General features: G+C 60.5%; 20 protein-coding genes. 17 read left to right on the forward strand and 3 right to left on the reverse strand.

What is annotated here, in order from left to right; all coding sequences use genetic code 11:
- The first annotated feature begins 1 nt into the window (after position 1).
- The 7 genes from ACILSI_RS11915 to ACILSI_RS11945 all read left to right on the forward strand — a co-directional run bounded on the left by ACILSI_RS11915 (position 2) and on the right by ACILSI_RS11945 (position 6,729).
- Positions 2-574 (forward strand): TraR/DksA family transcriptional regulator, encoded by a 573-nt coding sequence (locus tag ACILSI_RS11915; protein WP_395722103.1) that lies wholly within the window; start codon positions 2-4, stop codon positions 572-574.
- On the forward strand, positions 571-1,272 hold the full coding sequence (locus ACILSI_RS11920; RefSeq protein ID WP_395722104.1) for a dienelactone hydrolase family protein: 702 nt from the start codon (positions 571-573) through the stop codon (positions 1,270-1,272). Before ACILSI_RS11915 ends, ACILSI_RS11920 begins: the two co-directional genes overlap by 4 nt.
- A complete protein-coding gene (locus tag ACILSI_RS11925; protein WP_395722105.1) occupies positions 1,269-1,943 on the forward strand; it encodes a phosphoribosyltransferase in 675 nt (224 codons plus the stop codon). Before ACILSI_RS11920 ends, ACILSI_RS11925 begins: the two co-directional genes overlap by 4 nt.
- Positions 1,940-3,634, forward strand: a complete 1,695-nt coding sequence (glgP, locus tag ACILSI_RS11930; protein WP_395722106.1) for an alpha-glucan family phosphorylase — start codon at positions 1,940-1,942, stop codon at positions 3,632-3,634. Before ACILSI_RS11925 ends, glgP begins: the two co-directional genes overlap by 4 nt.
- Positions 3,635-3,896: 262 nt before the next feature.
- A complete protein-coding gene (locus ACILSI_RS11935) occupies positions 3,897-4,490 on the forward strand; it encodes a GspE/PulE family protein (RefSeq protein ID WP_395722147.1) in 594 nt (197 codons plus the stop codon).
- A gap of 662 nt (positions 4,491-5,152) precedes the next feature.
- Positions 5,153-6,196, forward strand: coding sequence for a CapA family protein (locus tag ACILSI_RS11940; protein ID WP_395722107.1), 1,044 nt, complete (start codon positions 5,153-5,155; stop codon positions 6,194-6,196).
- The gene (locus ACILSI_RS11945) at positions 6,193-6,729 is read left to right on the forward strand and encodes a hypothetical protein (protein ID WP_395722108.1); all 537 of its coding nucleotides are present in this window, start codon (positions 6,193-6,195) and stop codon (positions 6,727-6,729) included. Before ACILSI_RS11940 ends, ACILSI_RS11945 begins: the two co-directional genes overlap by 4 nt.
- Here ACILSI_RS11945 and ACILSI_RS11950 read toward each other — a convergent pair.
- Positions 6,700-6,882, reverse strand: coding sequence for a twin-arginine translocation signal domain-containing protein (locus ACILSI_RS11950; RefSeq protein ID WP_395722109.1), 183 nt, complete (start codon positions 6,880-6,882; stop codon positions 6,700-6,702). The genes ACILSI_RS11945 and ACILSI_RS11950 overlap by 30 nt on opposite strands.
- Positions 6,883-7,039: 157 nt before the next feature.
- On the opposite strand from ACILSI_RS11950, the gene ACILSI_RS11955 reads away from it, so the two are divergent.
- The 5 genes from ACILSI_RS11955 (at position 7,040) to ppsA (ending at position 14,015) form a co-directional block, all read left to right on the forward strand.
- Entirely contained in the window at positions 7,040-8,332 is a 1,293-nt protein-coding gene (locus ACILSI_RS11955; RefSeq protein ID WP_395722148.1) for a trypsin-like peptidase domain-containing protein, read from the forward strand.
- Positions 8,333-8,381: 49 nt separating this feature from the next.
- A complete protein-coding gene (locus tag ACILSI_RS11960) occupies positions 8,382-8,795 on the forward strand; it encodes an HPF/RaiA family ribosome-associated protein (protein ID WP_395722110.1) in 414 nt (137 codons plus the stop codon).
- A 2-nt stretch (positions 8,796-8,797) separates the two neighbouring features.
- Positions 8,798-10,147: an erythromycin esterase family protein gene (locus ACILSI_RS11965; RefSeq protein ID WP_395722111.1), complete on the forward strand. Its 1,350-nt coding sequence runs from the start codon at positions 8,798-8,800 to the stop codon at positions 10,145-10,147.
- A gap of 53 nt (positions 10,148-10,200) precedes the next feature.
- Positions 10,201-11,520, forward strand: coding sequence for a universal stress protein (locus ACILSI_RS11970; protein WP_395722112.1), 1,320 nt, complete (start codon positions 10,201-10,203; stop codon positions 11,518-11,520).
- An 80-nt stretch (positions 11,521-11,600) separates the two neighbouring features.
- Positions 11,601-14,015, forward strand: a complete 2,415-nt coding sequence (gene ppsA, locus ACILSI_RS11975; RefSeq protein WP_395722113.1) for a phosphoenolpyruvate synthase — start codon at positions 11,601-11,603, stop codon at positions 14,013-14,015.
- Here the strand turns inward: ppsA and ACILSI_RS11980 are convergent, their stop codons facing one another.
- Complete coding sequence (locus ACILSI_RS11980; RefSeq protein WP_395722114.1) at positions 14,016-14,258, reverse strand: chaperone modulator CbpM; 243 nt, start codon at positions 14,256-14,258, stop codon at positions 14,016-14,018.
- Between the two features lie 3 nt (positions 14,259-14,261).
- Positions 14,262-15,242, reverse strand: a complete 981-nt coding sequence (locus ACILSI_RS11985) for a DnaJ C-terminal domain-containing protein (RefSeq protein WP_395722115.1) — start codon at positions 15,240-15,242, stop codon at positions 14,262-14,264.
- A 157-nt stretch (positions 15,243-15,399) separates the two neighbouring features.
- Here ACILSI_RS11985 and acsA point away from each other — a divergent pair, with 157 nt between their 5' ends.
- Genes acsA through ACILSI_RS12010 form a run of 5 tightly spaced genes read left to right on the forward strand, consistent with a single transcriptional unit; the run spans position 15,400 to position 20,604 of the window.
- Positions 15,400-17,151, forward strand: coding sequence for an acetate--CoA ligase (gene acsA, locus ACILSI_RS11990; protein ID WP_395722116.1), 1,752 nt, complete (start codon positions 15,400-15,402; stop codon positions 17,149-17,151).
- 1 nt (position 17,152) lies between these two features.
- The gene (gene pdhA, locus ACILSI_RS11995) at positions 17,153-18,133 is read left to right on the forward strand and encodes a pyruvate dehydrogenase (acetyl-transferring) E1 component subunit alpha (RefSeq protein ID WP_395722117.1); all 981 of its coding nucleotides are present in this window, start codon (positions 17,153-17,155) and stop codon (positions 18,131-18,133) included.
- Positions 18,130-19,131, forward strand: coding sequence for an alpha-ketoacid dehydrogenase subunit beta (locus ACILSI_RS12000; RefSeq protein WP_395722118.1), 1,002 nt, complete (start codon positions 18,130-18,132; stop codon positions 19,129-19,131). The genes pdhA and ACILSI_RS12000 overlap by 4 nt, the downstream gene beginning before the upstream one ends.
- Positions 19,124-20,365 (forward strand): dihydrolipoamide acetyltransferase family protein, encoded by a 1,242-nt coding sequence (locus tag ACILSI_RS12005; protein ID WP_395722119.1) that lies wholly within the window; start codon positions 19,124-19,126, stop codon positions 20,363-20,365. Before ACILSI_RS12000 ends, ACILSI_RS12005 begins: the two co-directional genes overlap by 8 nt.
- Positions 20,362-20,604 carry an acyl carrier protein gene (locus ACILSI_RS12010; protein ID WP_395722120.1) on the forward strand — a complete coding sequence of 81 codons (243 nt, stop codon included), beginning with the start codon at positions 20,362-20,364 and terminating at the stop codon, positions 20,602-20,604. Before ACILSI_RS12005 ends, ACILSI_RS12010 begins: the two co-directional genes overlap by 4 nt.
- Positions 20,605-20,610: the final 6 nt, after the last annotated feature.

Consider the following 20,610-nt stretch of genomic DNA (forward strand, 5'->3'; position numbering starts at 1 on the left):
CATGAAAACAACAGCAGCCGTTTCCTCCGCAATGAGCGTGCCCGTTCGTTGGTCGTGGCACTACCAACGACTTCAATCACTCCGCGACCGCCTGCTGGCTGACCGGGACATTCACATCGCCGAAGCGTCGGAGACTATTGAGCCGCACAGCATGGACATGGCCGACAGCGCGACGGACGAGTTTGATCATGACCTGGCCCTCGGCATTTTGAGCCATGAGCAGGATGCTCTTTTCGAGCTGGATGCCGCCATGCGCCGCATCTTGGAAGGATGCTATGGCATCTGCGAGGAGACAGGCAAAGTGATTCCAGCGGCCAGGTTGCGAGCTGTGCCATGGACACGCTACAGCCGCCAAGTGGAGGAGCGTCTGGAGCAGGAGGGGCTCGTCAACGGCCCGCATCTGGGGAAAGTCGCGTCCATTCGGAATTCCTCACCGATGTCTCTGTCTGAAGAAGGGGAGTCGGCGGACGAAGAACTGCGGACTCAGGAAGTGGTCCGCCAGAAGCGTCTGGCTGACCTTGAGACAACCGAATGTGGCGGCGGATTGGCCGCCGACGAGTCATCACAACTATGAGCGCCGCACCCGCCACTTTTACAAAATCACGGCGCACAGCGGTGCGGATTTCCACCGGTTACGCAGAACTGGAGGGATATCTTGATCTGCCGCCTGATGCGCCCGGCGTGGTGCTCTTTGCCCACGGCAGTGGCAGCAGTCGGCATAGCCCACGCAATCAGTATGTCGCTGAAGTCATTCAGGCAGCGGGTCTCGGCACCCTGTTGTTTGATCTGCTTACACAGACCGAAGAGCAGGAGGATGCCATCACTGGTGCTCTGCGCTTTGACATTGATCTGTTGGCCCAGCGGCTGATCGGGGCCACGCGCTGGCTGGAACTCCAACCCGTAACGCGTGGCCTGAAAGTCGGCTACTTTGGTGCAAGCACTGGTGCTGCCGCCGCGCTCATGGCGGCGGCGGAACTTGGTGGCCGAATCGCTGCTGTGGTCTCGCGTGGCGGACGCCCCGACCTCGCGGGCAATGCTCTGCGCCAAGTTTGGGCGCCTACGCTCCTCATCGTCGGTGGTTATGATGAGATGGTCATCTGTTTGAACAATGAAGCTTATGAAAAACTGCACTGTGAGAAAGATATCCGCATCGTGCCCTGTGCCACACATCTGTTCGAGGAACCTGGCAAGCTCGAACAGGTGGCGCAGATCAGCGCGAACTGGTTCAGCAAACACATGGGCATTTCAGCCCAAAGGGAGGAGGCCGCATGAATAGCCCGGTTTTTAGAAATCGCGCGCATGCTGGGAAACAGCTGGCTGAGGCCCTCGTGAAGTACGCGGATCGTGATGACGTGATCGTGCTCGGGCTGCCGCGTGGCGGTGTGCCAGTGGCCTATGAGGTGGCGAAGAAACTGCATGTGCCACTGGATGTGCTTGTGGTGCGCAAACTCGGCGTGCCGGGCTATGAGGAACTCGCCATGGGTGCGATCGCCAGCGGTGGCGTGCAGGTGATACATCATGCGGTGATGCGCGCCATGGGCATCCCGAGCGCTGCTCTCGAGGCCGAGGCCACCGTGCAGTTGAAGGAGTTGCACCGGCGTGAGTTGGCCTATCGTGGGCACACCGGCGCTCCGGAGATCAAGGGAAGAACCGTCATTTTGGTTGATGACGGCATCGCCACCGGCTCCACCATCCGCGCCGCGGTTCAGGCGCTCCGACAACAGCACCCGAAACAAATCATCATTGCCGTGCCAACCGCGGCTCCAGACTCCTGCGCTGATTTGGCCCCCATCGTCGATGATCTGGTCGCCCTCATCAAGCCGGAGGATTTTCGCGGTGTCGGTCGGTGGTATGAAGACTTCTCGCAGACCACGGATGCCGAGGTCACGCAGTTGCTCGCCAAGGCGTCTCTCCTTGAGACGGAACCAGTGTCCTCGCCGTGAATGAAGTACTTGTCGCCTACTTCACCATGGAAATCGCGCTCGACTCCGCCATGCCGACCTATGCTGGCGGGCTGGGTGTGCTGGCGGGCGACACGGTGCGTTCTGCAGCGGAGTTGAAGGTGCCGATGGTGGCAGTCACGCTTCTGCATCGGAAAGGCTACTTTTGTCAAAAGATCGATGCCAGCGGCTGGCAGCGCGAGGAGCCGTGCGACTGGGACATTGACAAGCATCTGGAGGAACAAACGCCGCGCGTCACCGTCGCCATCGAAGGCCGAGTCGTCTGCCTGCGTGCCTGGAAATATGAAGCCAAGGCGCCGGGCGGCTTTAACGTGTCGGTGTTCTTCCTCGACACCGACCTTCCCGAAAACTCCGACTGGGATCGTGCGCTCACACATTTTCTATACGGTGGAGACGCGTGTTACCGCATCTGCCAGGAGGTCGTGCTCGGCATCGGCGGCGTACGCATGTTGCGTGCGCTGGGCTTCAACGCGCTCATCCGTTATCATATGAACGAAGGCCATGCCGCGCTGCTCGGGTTGGAATTGCTCGACGAATCGGCCCGCAAGGCCGGCCGCCGCACCTTCAATCACGACGACGTGGAGTCCGTGCGCCGTCAGTGCGTCTTCACCACGCACACGCCCGTTACCTCCGGTCACGATCAGTTCCCGCTCGATCTCGCCATGCGCGTGCTGAGTCGCGAAGAAGTGGCCAACATGAAGGAGGTTTTCTGCTGCGAAGGCACGCTGAACATGACCTTTCTCGCCCTCAATCTCAGCCATTACATCAACGGAGTTGCCAAAAAGCATGCCGAGACCTCGCAGTTGATGTTTGGCCACTACAAGATCGACTCCATCACCAATGGCGTGCATGCCGCGACGTGGACATCACCATCGTTTCAAGCGCTGTTTGACCGCCACATCCCCGGCTGGCGCGCGGACAATTTCAGCCTGCGCTTTGCCCACAGCCTCCCATTGACGGAAATCTGGGAGGCGCATGTCGCCGCCAAGCAGCGACTGCTTGAGCGCGTGCGCCAGGATGCCGGCGTGACTCTTGATCCGAAAGTGCTCACGCTTGGTTTTGCACGCCGCGCCACTGCTTACAAACGCAGTGATCTAATGGTGAGCGACGTGAGCCGCCTCAAGCACATCGCCGCCAAAATCGGGCCGTTGCAAATCATCTACGGCGGCAAGGCCCACCCCAACGACTACCAAGGCAAAGAGGCGATCCAGCGGATCATTCGCGTGAAAGAATGTCTCGGGCATGACATCCGGTTGGTGTATCTGCCCAACTACGATCTGGAACTCGGCAAGCTCGTGACTGCAGGTGTCGATGTCTGGCTGAACACGCCGCAGCCGCCCCTCGAAGCCTCCGGCACCAGCGGAATGAAGGCCGCGCTCAACGGCGTGCCCAGTCTCAGCATTCTGGATGGCTGGTGGATCGAAGGCTGGATCGAAGGCGAGACCGGCTGGGCCATCGGGGAGGATTGCAAAATGGGTCGAGGCCATCCCGATCGCACCGCGTGTGATGCCGCCGCGCTCTATGACAAGCTGGAGCATGTCGTGGTTCCGCTGTTCTACCGCGATCGCGACCGTTTCACCGACGTGATGCGCCACTGCATCTCGCTCAACGGCTCCTTCTTCAATACCCAGCGCATGGTATCGCAATACGTCATCAAGGCCTACTTCGAGTGACACTCAGCCTCAATGCCTCCCCCACCATGAACTCAAAATCTCCCGCCAACACACGTCCGGTCGAGCCACAGCTTGCGGTTCGTTATCAACAACTGCTGCTGCGGTATCCGCCGCCGGCGGACCTGCCGTTCACCGTGGAGTGTGCCATCGCGCTCGCAACTGACGCCGCGCATTGGAAGGCCTCGGATTTACACATCGAACCAGGTGCCGTGGAGACGCGGATTCGCATGCCCGTTGACGGCTTGCTGCATGAGTGGCCGTGGTGCCAAATAGTTCGGGTCATCATCTGGTTTCGTATTTCAAAGTGCTCGCACAAATGGACACTGCGGCCCTGGCACATGCAGAACATGGCCATGGCCGCATCGAGGCCAATGGCATGCTGCTGGAATTGCGCGTCACGGGGGTTCCCACGCCGAACGGCGAGATGATCGGCATCCGTCTGCTCGACCGCTTGCGTCCGGTATTGCGTCTGGATGAGATCGGAATGGTGGAGGGCGATCAGGCCCACCTGCGCAACTGGCTGGCCGAAATTCAGGGCATGTTGCTGGTGTGCGGACCTGTCGGCGCCGGAAAAACTGCGACGCTCTATGCCATGCTGCATGAACTGCAACGTCTGCCACGCAGCATAGTGACCTTGGAAGACCCGGTGGAAAGCAGTCTTGACGGCATTACGCAAATCGAAGTGAATGCGAAACGCGGTCTGCCATTTCCGAAAGCCGTCCGGGCCATGCTGAGGCTTGATCCTGATTTTTTGCTGGTTGGTGAAATACGCGATCCTGAAAGCGCCCATGTCGCGATCACTGCGGTCAGGCGCTCCTCTCCACCATTCACGCACGCGATGTCGTGGGTGGGGTGACGGCGCTGAGAAACTATGGCGTAAAAAACTAGGAAATCAGTGCGGCGTTGGAAATCAGCGTCGGGCAGCGGCTTGCACGTCGGCTATGTTCGCGCTGTCGTGTTCTTGCAGACATCACGGAAGCAGAGGCGGAATGGTTCCGTGGCGCTGGCGTGGCAGCGCCAGCGTCCTTGTGGAAACCATCTGGGTGCGACATCTGTGCCGGCACTGGTTTCGTTGGCCGGGTGGGCATTTTTGAAGTCTGGCGGCTGACTACGGAGGGGAGAACGCTCATTCTGCACGGAGCAGATGAACCCACGCTCAATCGGCATGTCTTGGTGACTGGCACGCGGACGTTGTTGCTTGATGCTCTCGACAAGGTTGCCTCCGGCCTGACCGCCTTATCCGAAATACGACCTCTGTGCCGGCAGGGCGTGATGGCGGCACAGGCTCCTTGATGTGCTCGCACATTTCAAGTGTGGCGCGCCACTGCATGGTGCTGGGAGGCATGGTATTACGCCCGTCACGGATCAAATGCGCAATAGGCTGAGGACTCCTCAGCCGCTGCCTGAGGGTCAGCGGGAAGTCCTGCCCATTGCTAGCACGCAGCCGTCTTCCAGTCTTGCCGCCGGACACCGGTTTGTTTTGGGGTCCATCGGAACAGGCCTCATGTCCCGTCATTCATGAACACTCCTCTCAAACTCTTGCTCGTCGGCGATGTCATGCTCGGTCGTCTGGTCAATGAACGATTGCGCAAGGAGCCGCCCGAGTATCCGTGGGGAGATACGCTGCCGCTTTTTCACGGAGCTGATTGGCGTGCCTGCAATCTGGAGTGCGTCATCACCGATCATGGCTCGCCATGGGCGCGTTCACCGAAGATCTTTCACTTCCAGTCCGACGCGAAAAATCTCGCGGTGCTGAAGGCGGCGCGGATTAATGCGGTCTCTTTGGCGAACAATCACACGCTCGACTTCAACCATCGCGGCATGGTGGAGATGCTGAAGCTGCTCGATGGTGCCCACATCGGCCATAGCGGCGCGGGATTGAACCGGGAGGAGGCAATGCAACTGGCGGTTAGTGAAGTGCGGGGTGTTCGCATTGGCTTTCTCTCCTTCACTGACAACGAGCCGGCTTGGGATGCTGGAGAGGATCATCCCGGTATTTTTTATGCGCCCGTGGAGACACACGACGAGCGCACGGCTGAACTGCTCAACAAGGTGCATCGGGCACGGAGTCAAGTGGACGTGCTCATTGTGGCCGCCCACTGGGGAGGAAACTGGGGTGCGCATCCGCCTGCGCAACACACAACACTGGCACATGGTCTCATCCGAGCCGGTGCGGATGTGATCTTTGGTCACTCGGCGCATGTGTGCCGTGGCATTGAGGTCTTTGAAGGCGGACTGATCCTGTATTCAACGGGTGATTTTGTGGACGACTACGCCGTCGATCCGATCGAGCGGAATGACCGGTCCTGGGCCTTTGAGATTCATGTCGAAGGAAGGCAGGTCACCCATCTGCATCTTCATCCCACTGTGATCCGTGATTGCCAGGCAAGTCTTGCAGGGGCAGACGAGGCGGGCGCTATGATCGCGGCCATGCAGGAGTTGTGTGCTTCATTCGGAACTGTTTCAACTGCCTCTGCGGGGCGGGACCACCTGGTCATTGATGTGCGTGAGCACGCAGGCATCAACCTCGAGCCGGTGGGGGCCGCCACGTCAAATCCATGAAGCTGGAACTCCCTGTCATGGCGGTCATCGCCCCCTTGAATCTGGCAGTGGCCGCAGTGGGTGTTTTCATCTTCGCAGTTGGGTTGCTGGGGGTCGTGCGGCCGTCATCGTTCACAGCTTTGATTCAACGGGTCTGGGCATCCCCGCCGGGATTCGGCCTCGTTATCGTCATGCGCGCAGCCTTTGGGTTTCTTCTCATCGCCGCCGCATCGGGCACTCGCTTTCCGAAGGTCAGCCTCGCACTCGGGGCGCTGTCACTGATCAAGGCGGCGTCCATTCCGCTGCTTGGTCGCGTACGGCAGCAAAATCTCATCAAGTGGTGGTGCCACCATCCCGCCCGGTACATTCGCCACTGGTCGCTGCTCGCCTGTGCTTTTGGCGCATTTTTGATCTACACCACACTGTCCGTAGGCAATCCAGAGACATTTGCCATGCCAAAATCGCAGCGTCTGCAGTCCGTTCACGGCGGACACCGTGATGCTGGTTGCACGCTTGTTTATGTTTCAGCACTCCTGCTCAGATCTTCCAGGTGAAACCCAGCCAGCAGACTCAACCATGAAAACATACAGATACTTCAAATTGATCGTGACAAGTGCCGGGCTGGCCGCCGCATCAGTCATCTGGGCCGAAATGACAAGGCCACAGATGAGCGCTGCTGAGTTTGACAAGAAGCTCCTGCGTGACACCTCGGAAGCACATGCGTCTGGCCGTGCGACTGGCGGCTACGCGGATGTGGTGCAGCGCATTCTTCCCAGCGTGGTGAGCATTGGGACGTACTCCAAGAAGCCCGGACAGGGCTTCAGCTTTGGTTTTGACTCAGACGATTGGGAGCATCTGCCGCCGATGTTTCGTGATTTTTTTGGTGACTGGCTGGACCGTCGTGAGCCCGGGGCACCACGTGAAAAACAACGCCCGCAGCCAAGAAAACCCGTGCAGACGGGCCTCGGTTCCGGCGTGATCATCACCGCCGACGGCTACAATCTCACCAACAACCATGTGGTGGACAACGCGGATGAACTGAAGGTGGAGATTGCCGGGAAGGGCAGGGAATACATCGCCAAGGTTGTCGGCACGGATCCGCAAACGGATGTCGCTTTGATCAAGGTGGGCGCCGAAGGACTGACCCCTGCAACCATCGGCGACAGTTCCAAAGTGCGGGTGGGTGATGTGGTGCTCGCGATTGGATCACCGATGGGTCTGGAGCAGTCTGTCACACATGGAATCATCAGCGGCCTGGGCCGCAGTGAGCTGGGCATCATCGGCGATGCTCAACGGGGACAAGCAGGCTATGAAAACTTTATCCAAACCGACGCCGCGATCAATCCGGGCAACTCTGGCGGACCGCTTCTGGATGAACAAGGACGTGTCGTCGGCTTGAACGCGGCCATTGAAACTCGCAGCGGCATGTTCGCAGGCATCGGTCTGGCAATTCCCATCAACATGGCCGTCTCCGTGGCGCGTGATCTGCTGGAGGGCGGAAAAGTTCAACGAGGTTTTCTTGGCATCGAGATGGATTACCTGGACGCCAGCATGGCGGAGTATCTGGGTTTGGAATTCGGCAGCGGTGTGATCGTCAATGCCGTTGTGGCAGATTCACCTGCCGCCAAGGCGGGCTTTCATGAAGGCGATGCCATCATCAGCATCAATGATCAGAAGGTCACCGGTCCTGCTCAGCTCCGACTCATCGTCAGCGCCAATCATCCTGGCACGGAGGTGAAGTTTCGCGTGGTGCGCTACAACGACACGCTGAAACATCCAGAACAGATGGAACTGACGGCCAAGCTGCGGGCGATTCCAGACAAGCCCGGCACCAAGACGGAGAAGCAACCCGCCCATGAAGGCTCTCCAAAGTCTGGTGGCCATTTCATCAAGGGCGTGGCCATTGAAAACCTCAGTGATGAAATCCGCCAGGACTACAACATCGCGAGCGAAGTCGAAGGCGTTGTCGTGGCTTCGGTGGAGAAGAATTCCGCAGCTGCCGCAGTGCTGGAGGAGGGCGATGTCATCATGCAGGTCAACCGTAAGCCCGTGAAGAACGTGGCTGAGGCCATTGCCAGCAAAGGCGGGGCAGGCGATGCCGCGCATCTCAAAATCCTCCGTAATGGCCGGGCGAAATTCGTCATCGTGAGAAGTTGAACACGCCGCACAAAAAACCAGGCAAATCACCACTCGTTGTCACTCTTGTATGGACCATCCCGCCCAGATCACCTTCCGACACATGGATGTCTCACCCGCCGTCGAAGCGCGCATTCGCGAGGAGGCGGCGGCTTTGGAACACTATTTCAACCGCATCACCAGCTGCCGAGTGGTCGTTGAGGCCCCGCATCAGCATCACCAGCGGGGCAGGGGATTTCATATCAACATTGACCTCCGCGTGCCGGGTTCCGAGATCGTGGTGAATCACGAACCCTCTCTACACAGCACCGCCGCAAACAGTGAATCCGGCGAGTGGGAGAAGCACCTTGAGACGCAGCCCGACCACAAAGATGTCTATGTTTCCATTCGTGATGCCTTCGCCGCCGCACGCCGACGGCTGGAGGACTATGCGCGCGTCCTGCGCGGCGACACCAAGCACCACACTGAAACTACGGAGGATTGACCATGCCTGTTGTTGCCCATATGTCCTCCAAGACGCTGGTGCGTGCCGCCGCACACCCGCTGCGTGAAGGCGAGATCTCCGACTATGATCCCTTGCTCGAACTCATCGGCGATGCGCAGTTTGTGCTGCTCGGCGAGGCCTCTCACGGCACGCATGAGTTCTATCGCGAACGCGCCCAGATCACCAAGCGGCTGATCACCGAAAAAGGCTTCACCGCCGTGGCGGTCGAGGCCGACTTCCCTGACGCCAGCCGCGTGAACCGCTATGTTCGCGGGATGGGCGATGACCTGGATGCCATTGACTCCCTCGGCGGCTTCAAGCGCTTCCCTGCGTGGATGTGGCGCAATGCCGACGTGCTCGACTTTGTCGGCTGGTTGCGCGCGCATAACGATCACCAGCCCAAAGAACAGTCCAAAACAGGCTTCTACGGCCTGGATCTTTACAGCATGAATTCCTCCATGGCTGCCGTGCTGGGCTATCTTGAAAAAGTCGATCCTGAAGCCGCCGCACGCGCTCGGGAGCGCTATGCATGTTTTGACAGTTTTGGTGGTGACACGCAGCGATATGGTTTTGAAGCCGCCGTTGGTCATGGGTACTCCTGTGAGGACGCCGTCGTGAGTCAGTTTGTCGAGATCTATTCACGCTCGGCAGAGCTGGCACGGCTTGATGGGCGTGTCGCCGCCGACGACTTCTTCATGGCTGAGCAGAACGCACGTCTCGTCAAAAATGCCGAGCAGTACTACCGCACCATGTATCGCAGCGATGTCTCATCATGGAATCTGCGTGACAGCCATATGGTGGAGACGCTCGTCGAACTGGAGCATCATCTTGCCCATCGCGGCAGGCCGCCAAAAATCGTGGTGTGGGCGCACAACTCCCACCTGGGTGATGCACGCGCCACTGCCATGGGACACCGGGGTGAATGGAATGTCGGTCAGCTCATGCGTCAGCGCTACGGTGCGAAGGTTGTTCTGGTGGGGTTCACGACGCATCACGGCACCGTCACCGCAAGTTCAGACTGGGGTGGTCAGGCAGAACGGAAGCGCGTGCGGCCGGCCCTGCGCAGCAGTTTCGAAACGCTGTTCCATGAGGTCGGATTGAACCGCTTTCTGCTGCTGTTACAGGAGAACAGCGACCTCAAAGACGCCCTGAGCCAGTTGCAGTTGGAGCGCGCGATCGGCGTCATCTACCGGCCGGACACCGAGCGGCAAAGCCACTACTTCCACGCCCGCTTGTCGGATCAGTTCGATGCCGTGATTCATTTCGACGAAACCCGCGCCGTCGAGCCTCTGGAGCGAACTGCGGCCTGGGAAGCCGGTGAAGTGCCGGAAACTTTCCCTTCAGGCATATGAACGCAGCATCCTGATCCCACCTTCATCAGCCATAACCTCAATCCACCACCACCATGCAAATCCTCTGTGCCACTGACTTCTCCACAGCCGCCATGGCGGCCGCCGACATCGCTTCGGCGCTTGCAAAAAAACTACAGCTTCCCCTGCGGCTGGTGCATTGCGCGCAGGATTACATTGTCATGGGCGATCTGCCGGTCGTGGTGCCGGATGACAAGCATCTGCGCGAACAACTCAAGCGGGAGGCGGATCGGTTGCGTGCCACCGGCCTGGAAGTCGTTGAAGAGTTTCGTCACGGCAATGCCAGCCCGGAGATTATTGACGCAGCGGCCGGCCAGCCAACAAAGATGATCGTCCTTGGATCGGTCGGCAAAGGCATGGCCGAGCGCTGGTTGCTCGGCAGTGTGGCGGAACGTGTCGCCGAGGGCGCGGCTGTGCCTACACTGGTCGTCCGGCAGCCGGAACTGCTGCTGGACTGGCTGAGCGGTGCAGACGCTCTGCGTCTGCTCTGCGGCGTGGATTTGACGGCTTCGGCGGATGCGGCCGTCGCGGCGCTGCAGACCTTCGTCGTTCTGGGCCGGGTGGAGATCGAGGCGGCTTATGTTCCCCCTCCCGAAGACCCCATCGCGGCCAAAGATCAGCAGGTCATCCGTCAGCGCGATGTTTGGGAGCGCTTGCATGCCATTCTCGGCGATGTGCCGGTGAAGGTGCACGTTCGAGATGTGGGCGGCCAGCCTGCGGTCGAGTTTCTGCGCACGGCGGATGAACAACAATCCGGCTTGATCGTGGTAGGCACGCATCAGCGGCATGGCTGGCAGCGGCTGAAGGCTCCTTCCTTCTCCCGCAGTACGCTCGCCCATGCCACGACCAACGTCCTCTGCGTTCCCTCTGCCGCAAGCTTGCCTGAAACGCGCATCCCATCCATCCAGCGCGTGCTCCTGGCGACGAATTTTACCGACGTTTGCACCGAAGCCCTCCGCCATGCCCACAGCCTGCTGCCTGCGGGGGGTTCCATTCACCTCATGCACGTCTGTTTTGAGCCATCGAGCGGCATCAATCCGGTCATTGCCTCCGAAGTGTATTTCGATCACAGCATCGCCACAGCCAAGGCCAGGAAAGAGGCCGAGGAGAAAATCAAAGCACTGCCCCTGTCACTGCTGACGGTTCCAGGCGTCGCCATCACTTCCGAGGTGCTGGCTCACCACGACATCGCCGCAGCCATCTGCGATGCAGCGGAACGCAAGGGAGCCGATGTCATCTGCATGGGCACCAAAGGGCGCTCACGCACGGGAGCGGCGCTGCTGGGTTCCACGGTGCAGGCCGTGCTCGCTCGTGCGCACAAGCCCGTTTTCGTCATCACGCCTCCACTCGCATGATCCTGCCTGAACAGATTCGGCGCATTAGCTGACAAATCAGGCAGAGAGCATTGTGGCAGTCGGGATGATGATAATAAGTCATGAACACTCCTTCGCCCCGCTTCATCAAATGGTTCGCCGACATCTCCATCGGCGACATCCCGCTCGTCGGCGGCAAGAACGCCTCGCTTGGGGAGATGTTCCATGCGCTGAGCTCACAGGGCGTCAAAGTGCCAGACGGCTTTGCCGTCACGGCTGAAGGTTATCGTCATTTCATGCGCTCGACCGGACTCGACGTGCGCATCAAAGAGATTCTCAGCTCGCTCGACACCTCCAACATGGACAACCTCCAGCAGCGTGGCAGCGAGGTGCGTCACGCCATTCTGGCCACCGCATTGCCCGATGATCTGGAGGACGAAATCCTCGAAGGCTATCTCAATCTCAATGGCACCCACAGTGCGCCGCTTGATGTGGCCGTGCGCAGCAGCGCCACGGCGGAGGATTTGCCCGATGCGAGCTTCGCCGGGCAGCAGGAGACTTATCTCAATGTGCAGGGCAACGCCGCGCTGCTGGAGCACTGCCGCCGCTCGTTTGCCTCGCTCTTCACCGACCGCGCGATCTCGTATCGTGTCGATAAGGGCTTCGATCACTCGCTCATCGCGCTTTCCATTGGTGTGCAGCGCATGGTGCGCTCCGATCTCGGCACGGCGGGCGTCATGTTCACCATCGACACCGAGACGGGCTTCCGCGACGCGGTTCTGATCAACGCCGCCTACGGCCTCGGTGAAAACGTCGTGCTCGGCTCGGTGAACCCGGACGAGTATTACGTCTTCAAGCCCACGCTGAAGCAGGGCTTCCGGCCCGTGCTGCAAAAGCGCGTCGGGTCGAAGGAGTTCAAGCTCATCTACGACACCGGCGGCAGCCGAATGGTGAAAAACGTGCCCGTCTCACCGGGTGATCGTGCGCGCTTCGCTCTGAGCGACGACGACATCCTGCAGCTCGCCCGCTGGGCCTGTGTCATTGAAGATCACTACTCCACCAAGCGCGGCCAGCCGACGCCGATGGACATCGAATGGGCCAAGGATGGTCGCACTGGCGAGTTGTTCATTGTTCAAGCCCGGCCCGAGACCGTGCAGTCGCGAAAGGACCCTGAGGTCATGCAAACCTTCAAGCTCAAGGAACACAGCCAGGTGCTCATCACCGGCCGCAGTGTGGGGGAGAAGATCGCCAGCGGCCCGGTGCGCGTGGTGAAGAGCGTCAAATTCCTGCGCGAGTTCTGCGAAGGCGATGTCCTCGTCGCGGACAAGACGGACCCGGATTGGGAGCCGGTGATGAAAAAAGCCGCCGCCATCATCACCAATCGCGGCGGGCGCACCTGCCACGCCGCCATCGTCAGCCGTGAGCTCGGCGTTCCAGCCATCGTTGGCACCGAGCATGGCACCGAAGCGCTCCAGGAAGGCCAGAGCGTCACGGTTTCCTGCGCGGAGGGCGACACCGGCTTTGTCTATGACGGCAAACTCGCCTTTGACGTGAAGCAGACGAGCCTCAAGGCACTTCAGCGGCCACGCACGAAGGTCATGCTGAACCTCGCCAATCCGGAGGAGGCCTTCGCGCTCTCCTTTTTGCCGAACGACGGCGTTGGGCTCGCGCGCATGGAGTTCATCATCAACACCTACATCAAGGTGCATCCGCTGGCGTTGCTCGACTTCGACAAGCTCGCCGATCCAGCGGCCAAGGCCGAGATCGAGAAGCTCACCCGCGGCTACACGGACAAGCCGCAGTTCTTCGTGGACCGGCTCTCCCAAGGCGTGGCCATGCTCGCGGCGGCGTTTTATCCGAAGGATGTCATCCTGCGGCTCAGCGACTTTAAATCCAACGAGTATGCCAATCTCATCGGCGGCAAGGCCTACGAGCCCGTCGAAGAGAACCCGATGATCGGCTTCCGTGGAGCCTCGCGCTACTATCACCCGCGTTATCAGGCCGGCTTCGCGCTCGAATGCCAGGCCGTGCGCCGTGTGCGCGAGGACATGGGCCTCACGAACTTGAAGGTGATGATCCCGTTCTGCCGCACCATCGAGGAAGGACTGCGCGTGCAGGCCGAGATGGAGAAGCACGGCCTCAAGCGCGGCGTCAACGGCCTGGAGATCTACGTCATGTGCGAGATTCCGAGCAATGTCATCCTCGCCGCCGAGTTTGCCGAGATCTTCGACGGCTTCAGCATCGGCTCGAACGACCTCACGCAGCTCATTCTCGGCGTCGATCGCGACAGTGAGATCGTCGCGCCCATCTTTAACGAACGAAACGCCGCCGTGAAGACCATGATCGCACAAGTCATCCAGGTCTGCCGTGAGAAGCACCGGAAGATCGGCATCTGCGGCCAGGCCCCGAGCGATTACCCCGAGTTTGCGCAGTTCCTCGTCGAACAAGGCATCGACAGCATCTCGCTGAACCCTGACACGGTCATGAAGACCACGCTGGCGATTGTGGAGAAGGAGCGGGGTGGTGTGACGGCGTGATCACCGCCGCGCCCGCAGCTCCTCGCGGAGCTGTTCCACCTCATTGAGCAGGCCGGTGAGCAGCTTCAGACCGGCGAGGTTCATCTCGCAGCTTTCGCGCAGGTGCTCGATGCGGCGCAGCGCACGGATGGTTTCATCGTCGAATTCGGGACGAATGAGCCCGTGCTCCTGATACTGCACGATCGTTTGAGTCGTGACGCCGGTGATCTCCGCGAGTACTTCCAGGGTGTAGGTTTCGTTCATGGCTCAGGCGCGTGGGTTGAAGGTGGAGGTGGCGCGAAGCTGCTCCCAGAGCTTGCGTTCGTCGTCGCTGACCTGGGCGGGCAGCACCACGTTGACGGTGACGAAGAAATCGCCGCGCTCGCCGGTCTTGCCCTTCGGCAGGCCTTTGCCGCGCACGCGCAGTTGCTGGCGGTCTTCGGTGCCGGCCGGGAGGCGCAGCTTGATGGAACCGTCGAGCGTGGGCACGATCACTTCCGCGCCGAGCACCGCCTCCCACGGGGCCACATCGAGTTCGTGGTGCAGGTCGGCTTCGCGCGTGGTGAAGTCGGGGTGCGAGGCATGGCGCACGCGCAGGTACAGATCGCCTGCCGCGCCACCGTTGCGGCCCGGTTCGCCCTGGCCGGGCACGCGGATGCGGCGCCCGTCCGTGGCACCCGGCGGGATGCGCACCTGAAACTCGTGGGTTTCCACCGCACCGGTCTGACGGTTCACGGTTTGCAGTGAAATGGGCCGCTGCGTACCATGCATGGCCTCCTCAAGAGTGACGAGGATGTCACCCTCGATGTCGTGACCTCGACGCGCACCTCCCTGGCGCGTCGTACCGGTTGGAATCTCCTCCTCAAAGCCCTGTGGGAAGCCATAGCGGCTGCCACCGCTGAAATACTGTTCGAAGAAGTCGCTGAACCCGGTTCCACCAAAGTGGAACTCCTGGTCTTGGCCGCCCGCGCCAGCGTCCGCCTGCTGCCAGCCCGGCGGTGGCTCGAAGCCTCCCGCGTCATTCCAGCGCGCTCCGAGGGTGTCATACTTTTTGCGCTTCTCGGGATCACCTAGTACCTCGTTGGCCTCGTTGATCTCCTTGAACTTCTCCTCGGCGGTCTTCTTATCCTTGGCGGTGTCAGGATGGTACTGGCGGGCGAGTTTACGAAAGGCCTTTTTGATGTCGTCCGGTGTCGCGTCGCGGGAGACGCCGAGGGTGGTGTAGTAATCCTTGAACTGGGCGGGCATGGTAGGGTTGGAAGATGAACGTGGGCAGAGATGCTGTCACTGCGATTCTCATCCCAGGCGGCAGATGGCGCAACATCTGCCCCATGACGCGCAAGAGCGGACAAGACATGCCGAGCTGCCGTCGGGTTTAATGGGTTTAGCAGGAGGCTAACCAACCATGCCCTTTGATCCCATCCACAAAGAACTGAAGGCGATGCGCGTCACACCGCATCTCGTGGACTATGAACGCGAACGCGCCGCACATTCGTGGCAAGCGGTGCGTGCGGAGTTGCAGGGGCTTCCGGGAGGCGGATTGAACCTTGCCCAAGAAGCCGTGGATCGTCATGCGACAGGCCCGCGTGCCAACCATCTCGCGCTGCGCTGGCTTGGCAAAGATGGAGCTGTGCGCGATCTGACCTATGCCGACATGGCGCGTGGATCGGCGCGGTTTGCGAATGTGCTGCGCACTCTCGGCGTAGTGAAAGGCGACCGCGTGTTCGCGCTCATGGGGCGCGTGCCGGAGCTGTATTTCGCCGCGCTTGGCGCGCTGAAGAATGTGAGCGTGTTTTGCCCGTTGTTCTCGCAGTTTGGTCCGGAGCCGGTGTGGCAGCGGCTGAGCCGTGGCGACGCTAAGGTGCTCGTGACGACCAAGGCTCTATATGAAAAGAAGGTCGTTGCTTTGCGCGAGCGGCTGCCCGCGTTGCAGTTCATCCTGCTCGCTGATGCGGAGGACGATCTCGATGCCACCGTGCGCTCGCTGCCGAAACTGATGGCCGCCGCGAGCGGTGAGTTTGTGATTCCACCGACCAGCCCCGAGGACATGGCGCTGCTGCATTTCACCAGCGGCACCACCGGGATGCCCAAAGGCGCGGTGCATGTGCATCAGGCGGCGCTCACACACTTCGCCACGGGACGTTATGTGCTCGATCTGCATCCCGAAGACATTTTTTGGTGCACGGCCGATCCAGGCTGGGTCACTGGCACTTCGTATGGCATCTTCGCGCCGTTTTTGCATGGCGTGACGAATCTGGTCGATGAGGCGGACTTCGATGCCGAACGCTGGTATCGCATCCTGGAGGAGCAGAAGGTCACCGTCTGGTACACCGCGCCTACAGCCATCCGCCGGCTCATGCGCATCCCGGGCGAGCCGCGCACGCAGCATGATCTGAGTGCGCTGCGCCTCATTCACAGCGTGGGCGAGCCATTGAACCCCGAGGCCGTTGTGTGGGGCCAGCGAGCGCTCGGTTTGCCGATCCACGACAACTGGTGGCAGACGGAAACCGGCGGGATCATGATCGCGAACTACGCCGCCATGGACATTCGTCCCGGTTCGATGGGCAAGCCACTGCCGGGCATTGATGCCGCCATCGTGAAGCGCGGCGAGCATGGCATCGAGGTCATCACCGAACCTGATGTGGAAGGCGAACTCGCGCTGAAGCCGGGCTGGCCGTCGATGTTCCGTGCCTACCTGCACGATGAAGCACGTTATGCGAAGTGCTTTGTGGATGGCTGGTATCTCAGCGGCGATCTGGCGAAGCGTGACGCCGATGGCTACTTCTGGTTCGTCGGTCGAGCGGACGATATCATCAAGACCTCCGGACACATGGTCGGGCCGTTCGAGGTCGAAAGCGCGCTCATGGAACATGCCGCGGTCGCCGAAGCCGGTGTCATCGGCAAACCAGACCCGTTGATCGGCGAACTGGTGAAAGCCTTCGTCGTGATGAAACCCGGACACACCGCCAGCGACGCGCTGCGCATGGAATTGATCGGTTTTGCACGCAAGCGCCTTGGCCCGGCCGTCGCGCCGAAGGAGATCGCCTTTGTTGAAAGCCTGCCGAAGACGCGCAGCGGCAAAATCATGCGCCGTCTGCTCAAAGCCCGCGAGTTGGGCCTGCCTGAGGGCGATTTATCCACCTTGGAAAACGACTGACATGAGCACCGCCCAGCCAGATCACGATCAAGCCCGCCGCCTTCTCTGGCAGATGGTGCGCATCCGGCGTTTTGAGGAGAAATGCGTCGAGATGTACAGCGCGCAGAAGATACGCGGCTTCATGCATCTCTACATTGGCGAGGAAGCCGTGGCGACGGGCATTATCGACCAGCTACGGCCCGAGGACGCCATCGTGGCGACGTATCGTGAGCACGGTCAGGCACTCGTGCGCGGCATGAGCGCCGGGTCGATCATGGCGGAGATGTATGGCAAGCAGGAAGGCTGTGCTCGTGGTCGCGGCGGCTCGATGCATCTGTTTGATGCAAAGACGCGCTTCTGCGGCGGCAACGCGATTGTCGGCGGTGGCCTGCCGCTGGCCATCGGACTGGCGCTGGCGGACAAGATGCAGAATCGCAAAGCCGTTACCGCCTGCTTCTTCGGCGAAGGCGCGGTGGCAGAGGGTGAATTTCACGAGTCGCTGAATCTCGCCGCGCTGTGGAAGCTGCCAGTGTTGTTTATCTGCGAGAACAACCTCTACGCGATGGGCACCGCGCTGCGCTACACCGAATCAAAAACCGAGATCGCCAAGAAGGGCGATGCCTACAATGTGGCGAACGCCGTGGTCGATGGCATGGACGTGCTTGCGGTCCATGAAGCCGCTGCCAAGGCCATCGCGACGACTCGTGAAGGCCAACCCTTCCTGCTCGAATGCCGCACCTACCGCTTCCGCGCGCATTCGATGTTTGATGCTGAGCTGTATCGCTCGAAAGACGAAGTCGTCGAATGGAAGAAGCGCGATCCGATCATGCTGTTCTTCGATTCGATGAAGGCGACGAACGTGCTCAGCGATGCCGATTACGCCGCCGTGGAAGCTGATGTGGCCAAGGAAGTCGAGGATTCGGTCGCCTTTGCCGAAGCTGGCACTTGGGAGCCGGTGAGCGATCTCACACGCTTTGTCTATTCGGAGGTGTCACCATCATGAGCGCGACCGATCAGCCGAAAAAGATGACGTATCGCGACGCGGTGCGTGAAGGCATCCGCAGCGCCCTGCAAAACGATCCGCGTGTGTTCTTGATGGGCGAGGACGTGGGTCACTATGGCGGCTGTTTCGCCGTGAGCCGTGGTTTGCTGGCTGAATTTGGCGAGGAGCGAATTCGCGACACACCACTGGCGGAGTCAGCCTTCGTCGGCGCGGGCATCGGCGCGGCGCTCGGCGGCATGAGACCGATTGTCGAGATCATGACCTGCAATTTCAGCCTGCTGGCGCTGGATCAGATCATGAACACCGCCGCATCGCTGCTGCACATGTCCGGCGGCCAGTTCAACGTGCCCCTCGTCATCCGCATGGCCACCGGTGGTGGCAAGCAGCTCGCGGCGCAGCACTCGCACAGCCTGGAGGGCTGGTATGCGCACATCCCTGGCCTCAAGGTGCTCACACCGGCCACACTCGAAGATGGCTACGGCATGCTGGCCTCCGCGCTGGCCGATCCTGATCCGGTGCTCATCTTTGAAAACCAGACGCTCTACATCATGGAGGGCGAGTTGCCTGCGAATGCCGGTCCGGTGGACATTGCCAGCGCCAAAGTGCGGCTCGAGGGCAAGGACGTTTCCATCCTGACCTATGGCGCGAGTTTGCCGAAGTCCCTCGAAGCCGCCGCGAAACTCGCGGAGCAAGGCGTGCATGCCGAAGTCGTCGATCTGCGTGTGTTGAGGCCGCTTGATGATGCGACCATCATGCGCAGCGTGGCCAAGACGCACCGTGTGCTCATCGTGGATGAGGGCTGGCGCAGTGGCGGCATCTCTGCCGAGATCAGCTCGCGCATCCAGGAGCAGGCCTTTTATGAACTCGACCGCCCGGTGCAGCGTCTGTGCTCCGCCGAGGTGCCAATGCCTTATGCGAAGCACCTGGAGCAGACCGCGCTGCCGCAGGTGGAGTCGATCATCGCAGCCGTGCAAAACCTCGTCCGCTCCCATGGCTGATTTCGTCATGCCCAGCCTCGGCGCGGACATGGAGTCCGCCACGCTCGTGAAATGGCACGTCAAACCCGGCGATGCCGTGAAACGCGGCCAGATCATTGCCGAGGTCGATACCGACAAGGGCATCATCGACGTCGAATGTTTCCAGTCCGGCATCATCGAAAGACTCGAGATCGAACCTGGCGCAAAGATCCCCGTTGGTGCGCTGCTGGCAGTGATTCAAGGCGGTGAAGCTCCTGTGGCGGCTCCGGTGCCCGCTCCTGTAACTGCGGTGATGCCTGAACCACCGCACATTCATGCCTCGCCACTCGCGAAGAAGATCGCAGCAGAACTGCATGTCGATTTGAACAAGCTCATCGGCCATGGCACCGGCCCTGGAGGCTTGATTGATCGCGAAGATGTCGAGCAAGCCGCCAATCCTGCTTCTGCTCCGCCAACTCGTGTGCGCATCTCGCCTCTGGCACGCCGAAAAGCCGAGGAACTGCATATCGATGTCACGCACATCCAAGGCAGCGGTCCTGACGGTGCCATCGAAGCGGCCGACATCGAGCGCGCTGCCACGCCGCCCAAGGCAGGCGATTCGATGCGCCGTGCCATCGCCGCTGCGATGGCGAAGTCGAAGCGGGAGATTCCGCATTACTACCTGCAAACGCACATCGACATGAGCGCCATGCTGGCGTGGTTGCAGGCGGAGAATCAGAAGCGCAGCATCAAAGACCGCCTGCTGCCGGTGGTGCCGCTGTTGAAGGCTCTGGCGAAAGCATTGCGCGACGTGCCGCAGCTCAACGGTTTCTGGATTGATGGTCAGCATCGCGTTTCGGAAGCGATTCACCTCGGCTTTGCCATTTCGATGAAGGGCGGCGGCCTCGTGGCTCCGGCGATTCATGATGTGGACAATAAATCCTGTGACGAACTCATGGCTGACCTGAGCGATTTGATTCCTCGCGCTCGCAGTGGCCGGCTGCGCAGCTCGGAGATGACCGATGCCACGATTACTATCACCAGCCTCGGCGATCTCGGCGTGGAGACGGTGTTTGGCGTGATTTATCCGCCGCAGGTCGCCATTGTCGGTCTCGGCAAAATCATGGAGCAGCCGTGGGCGAAGGATGGCATGCTCGGTGTGCATCCCATCATGACCGCCTCACTCGCCGCCGATCACCGCGCCACCGACGGTCACCTAGGCGCGCAATTCCTCGAAGCCCTCAACCGTCACCTGCAAGCACCCGACCAGCCATGAGCGAAGCCGAACTCAAAGCCATTCTCTTCGACGGTCTGCGCGAGATCGCGCCCGAGGCCGAGCCGGAAAAACTGCGTCCTGATCAGAAGATTCGTGAGACGCTCGACATCGACTCCTTCGACTTCCTCAAGTTCCTCATCGCCTTGAACGAAAAGACCGGCGTCGAGATTCCCGAGGCCGACTACGGCAAGCTGAACACCCTGGACGCCATGCTGCGTTATCTGGCGCCGAAAGTGTGAAACCAG

This window comes from Prosthecobacter sp. (assembly GCF_044232965.1).
Taxonomy (GTDB): Bacteria; Verrucomicrobiota; Verrucomicrobiia; order Verrucomicrobiales; family Verrucomicrobiaceae; genus Prosthecobacter.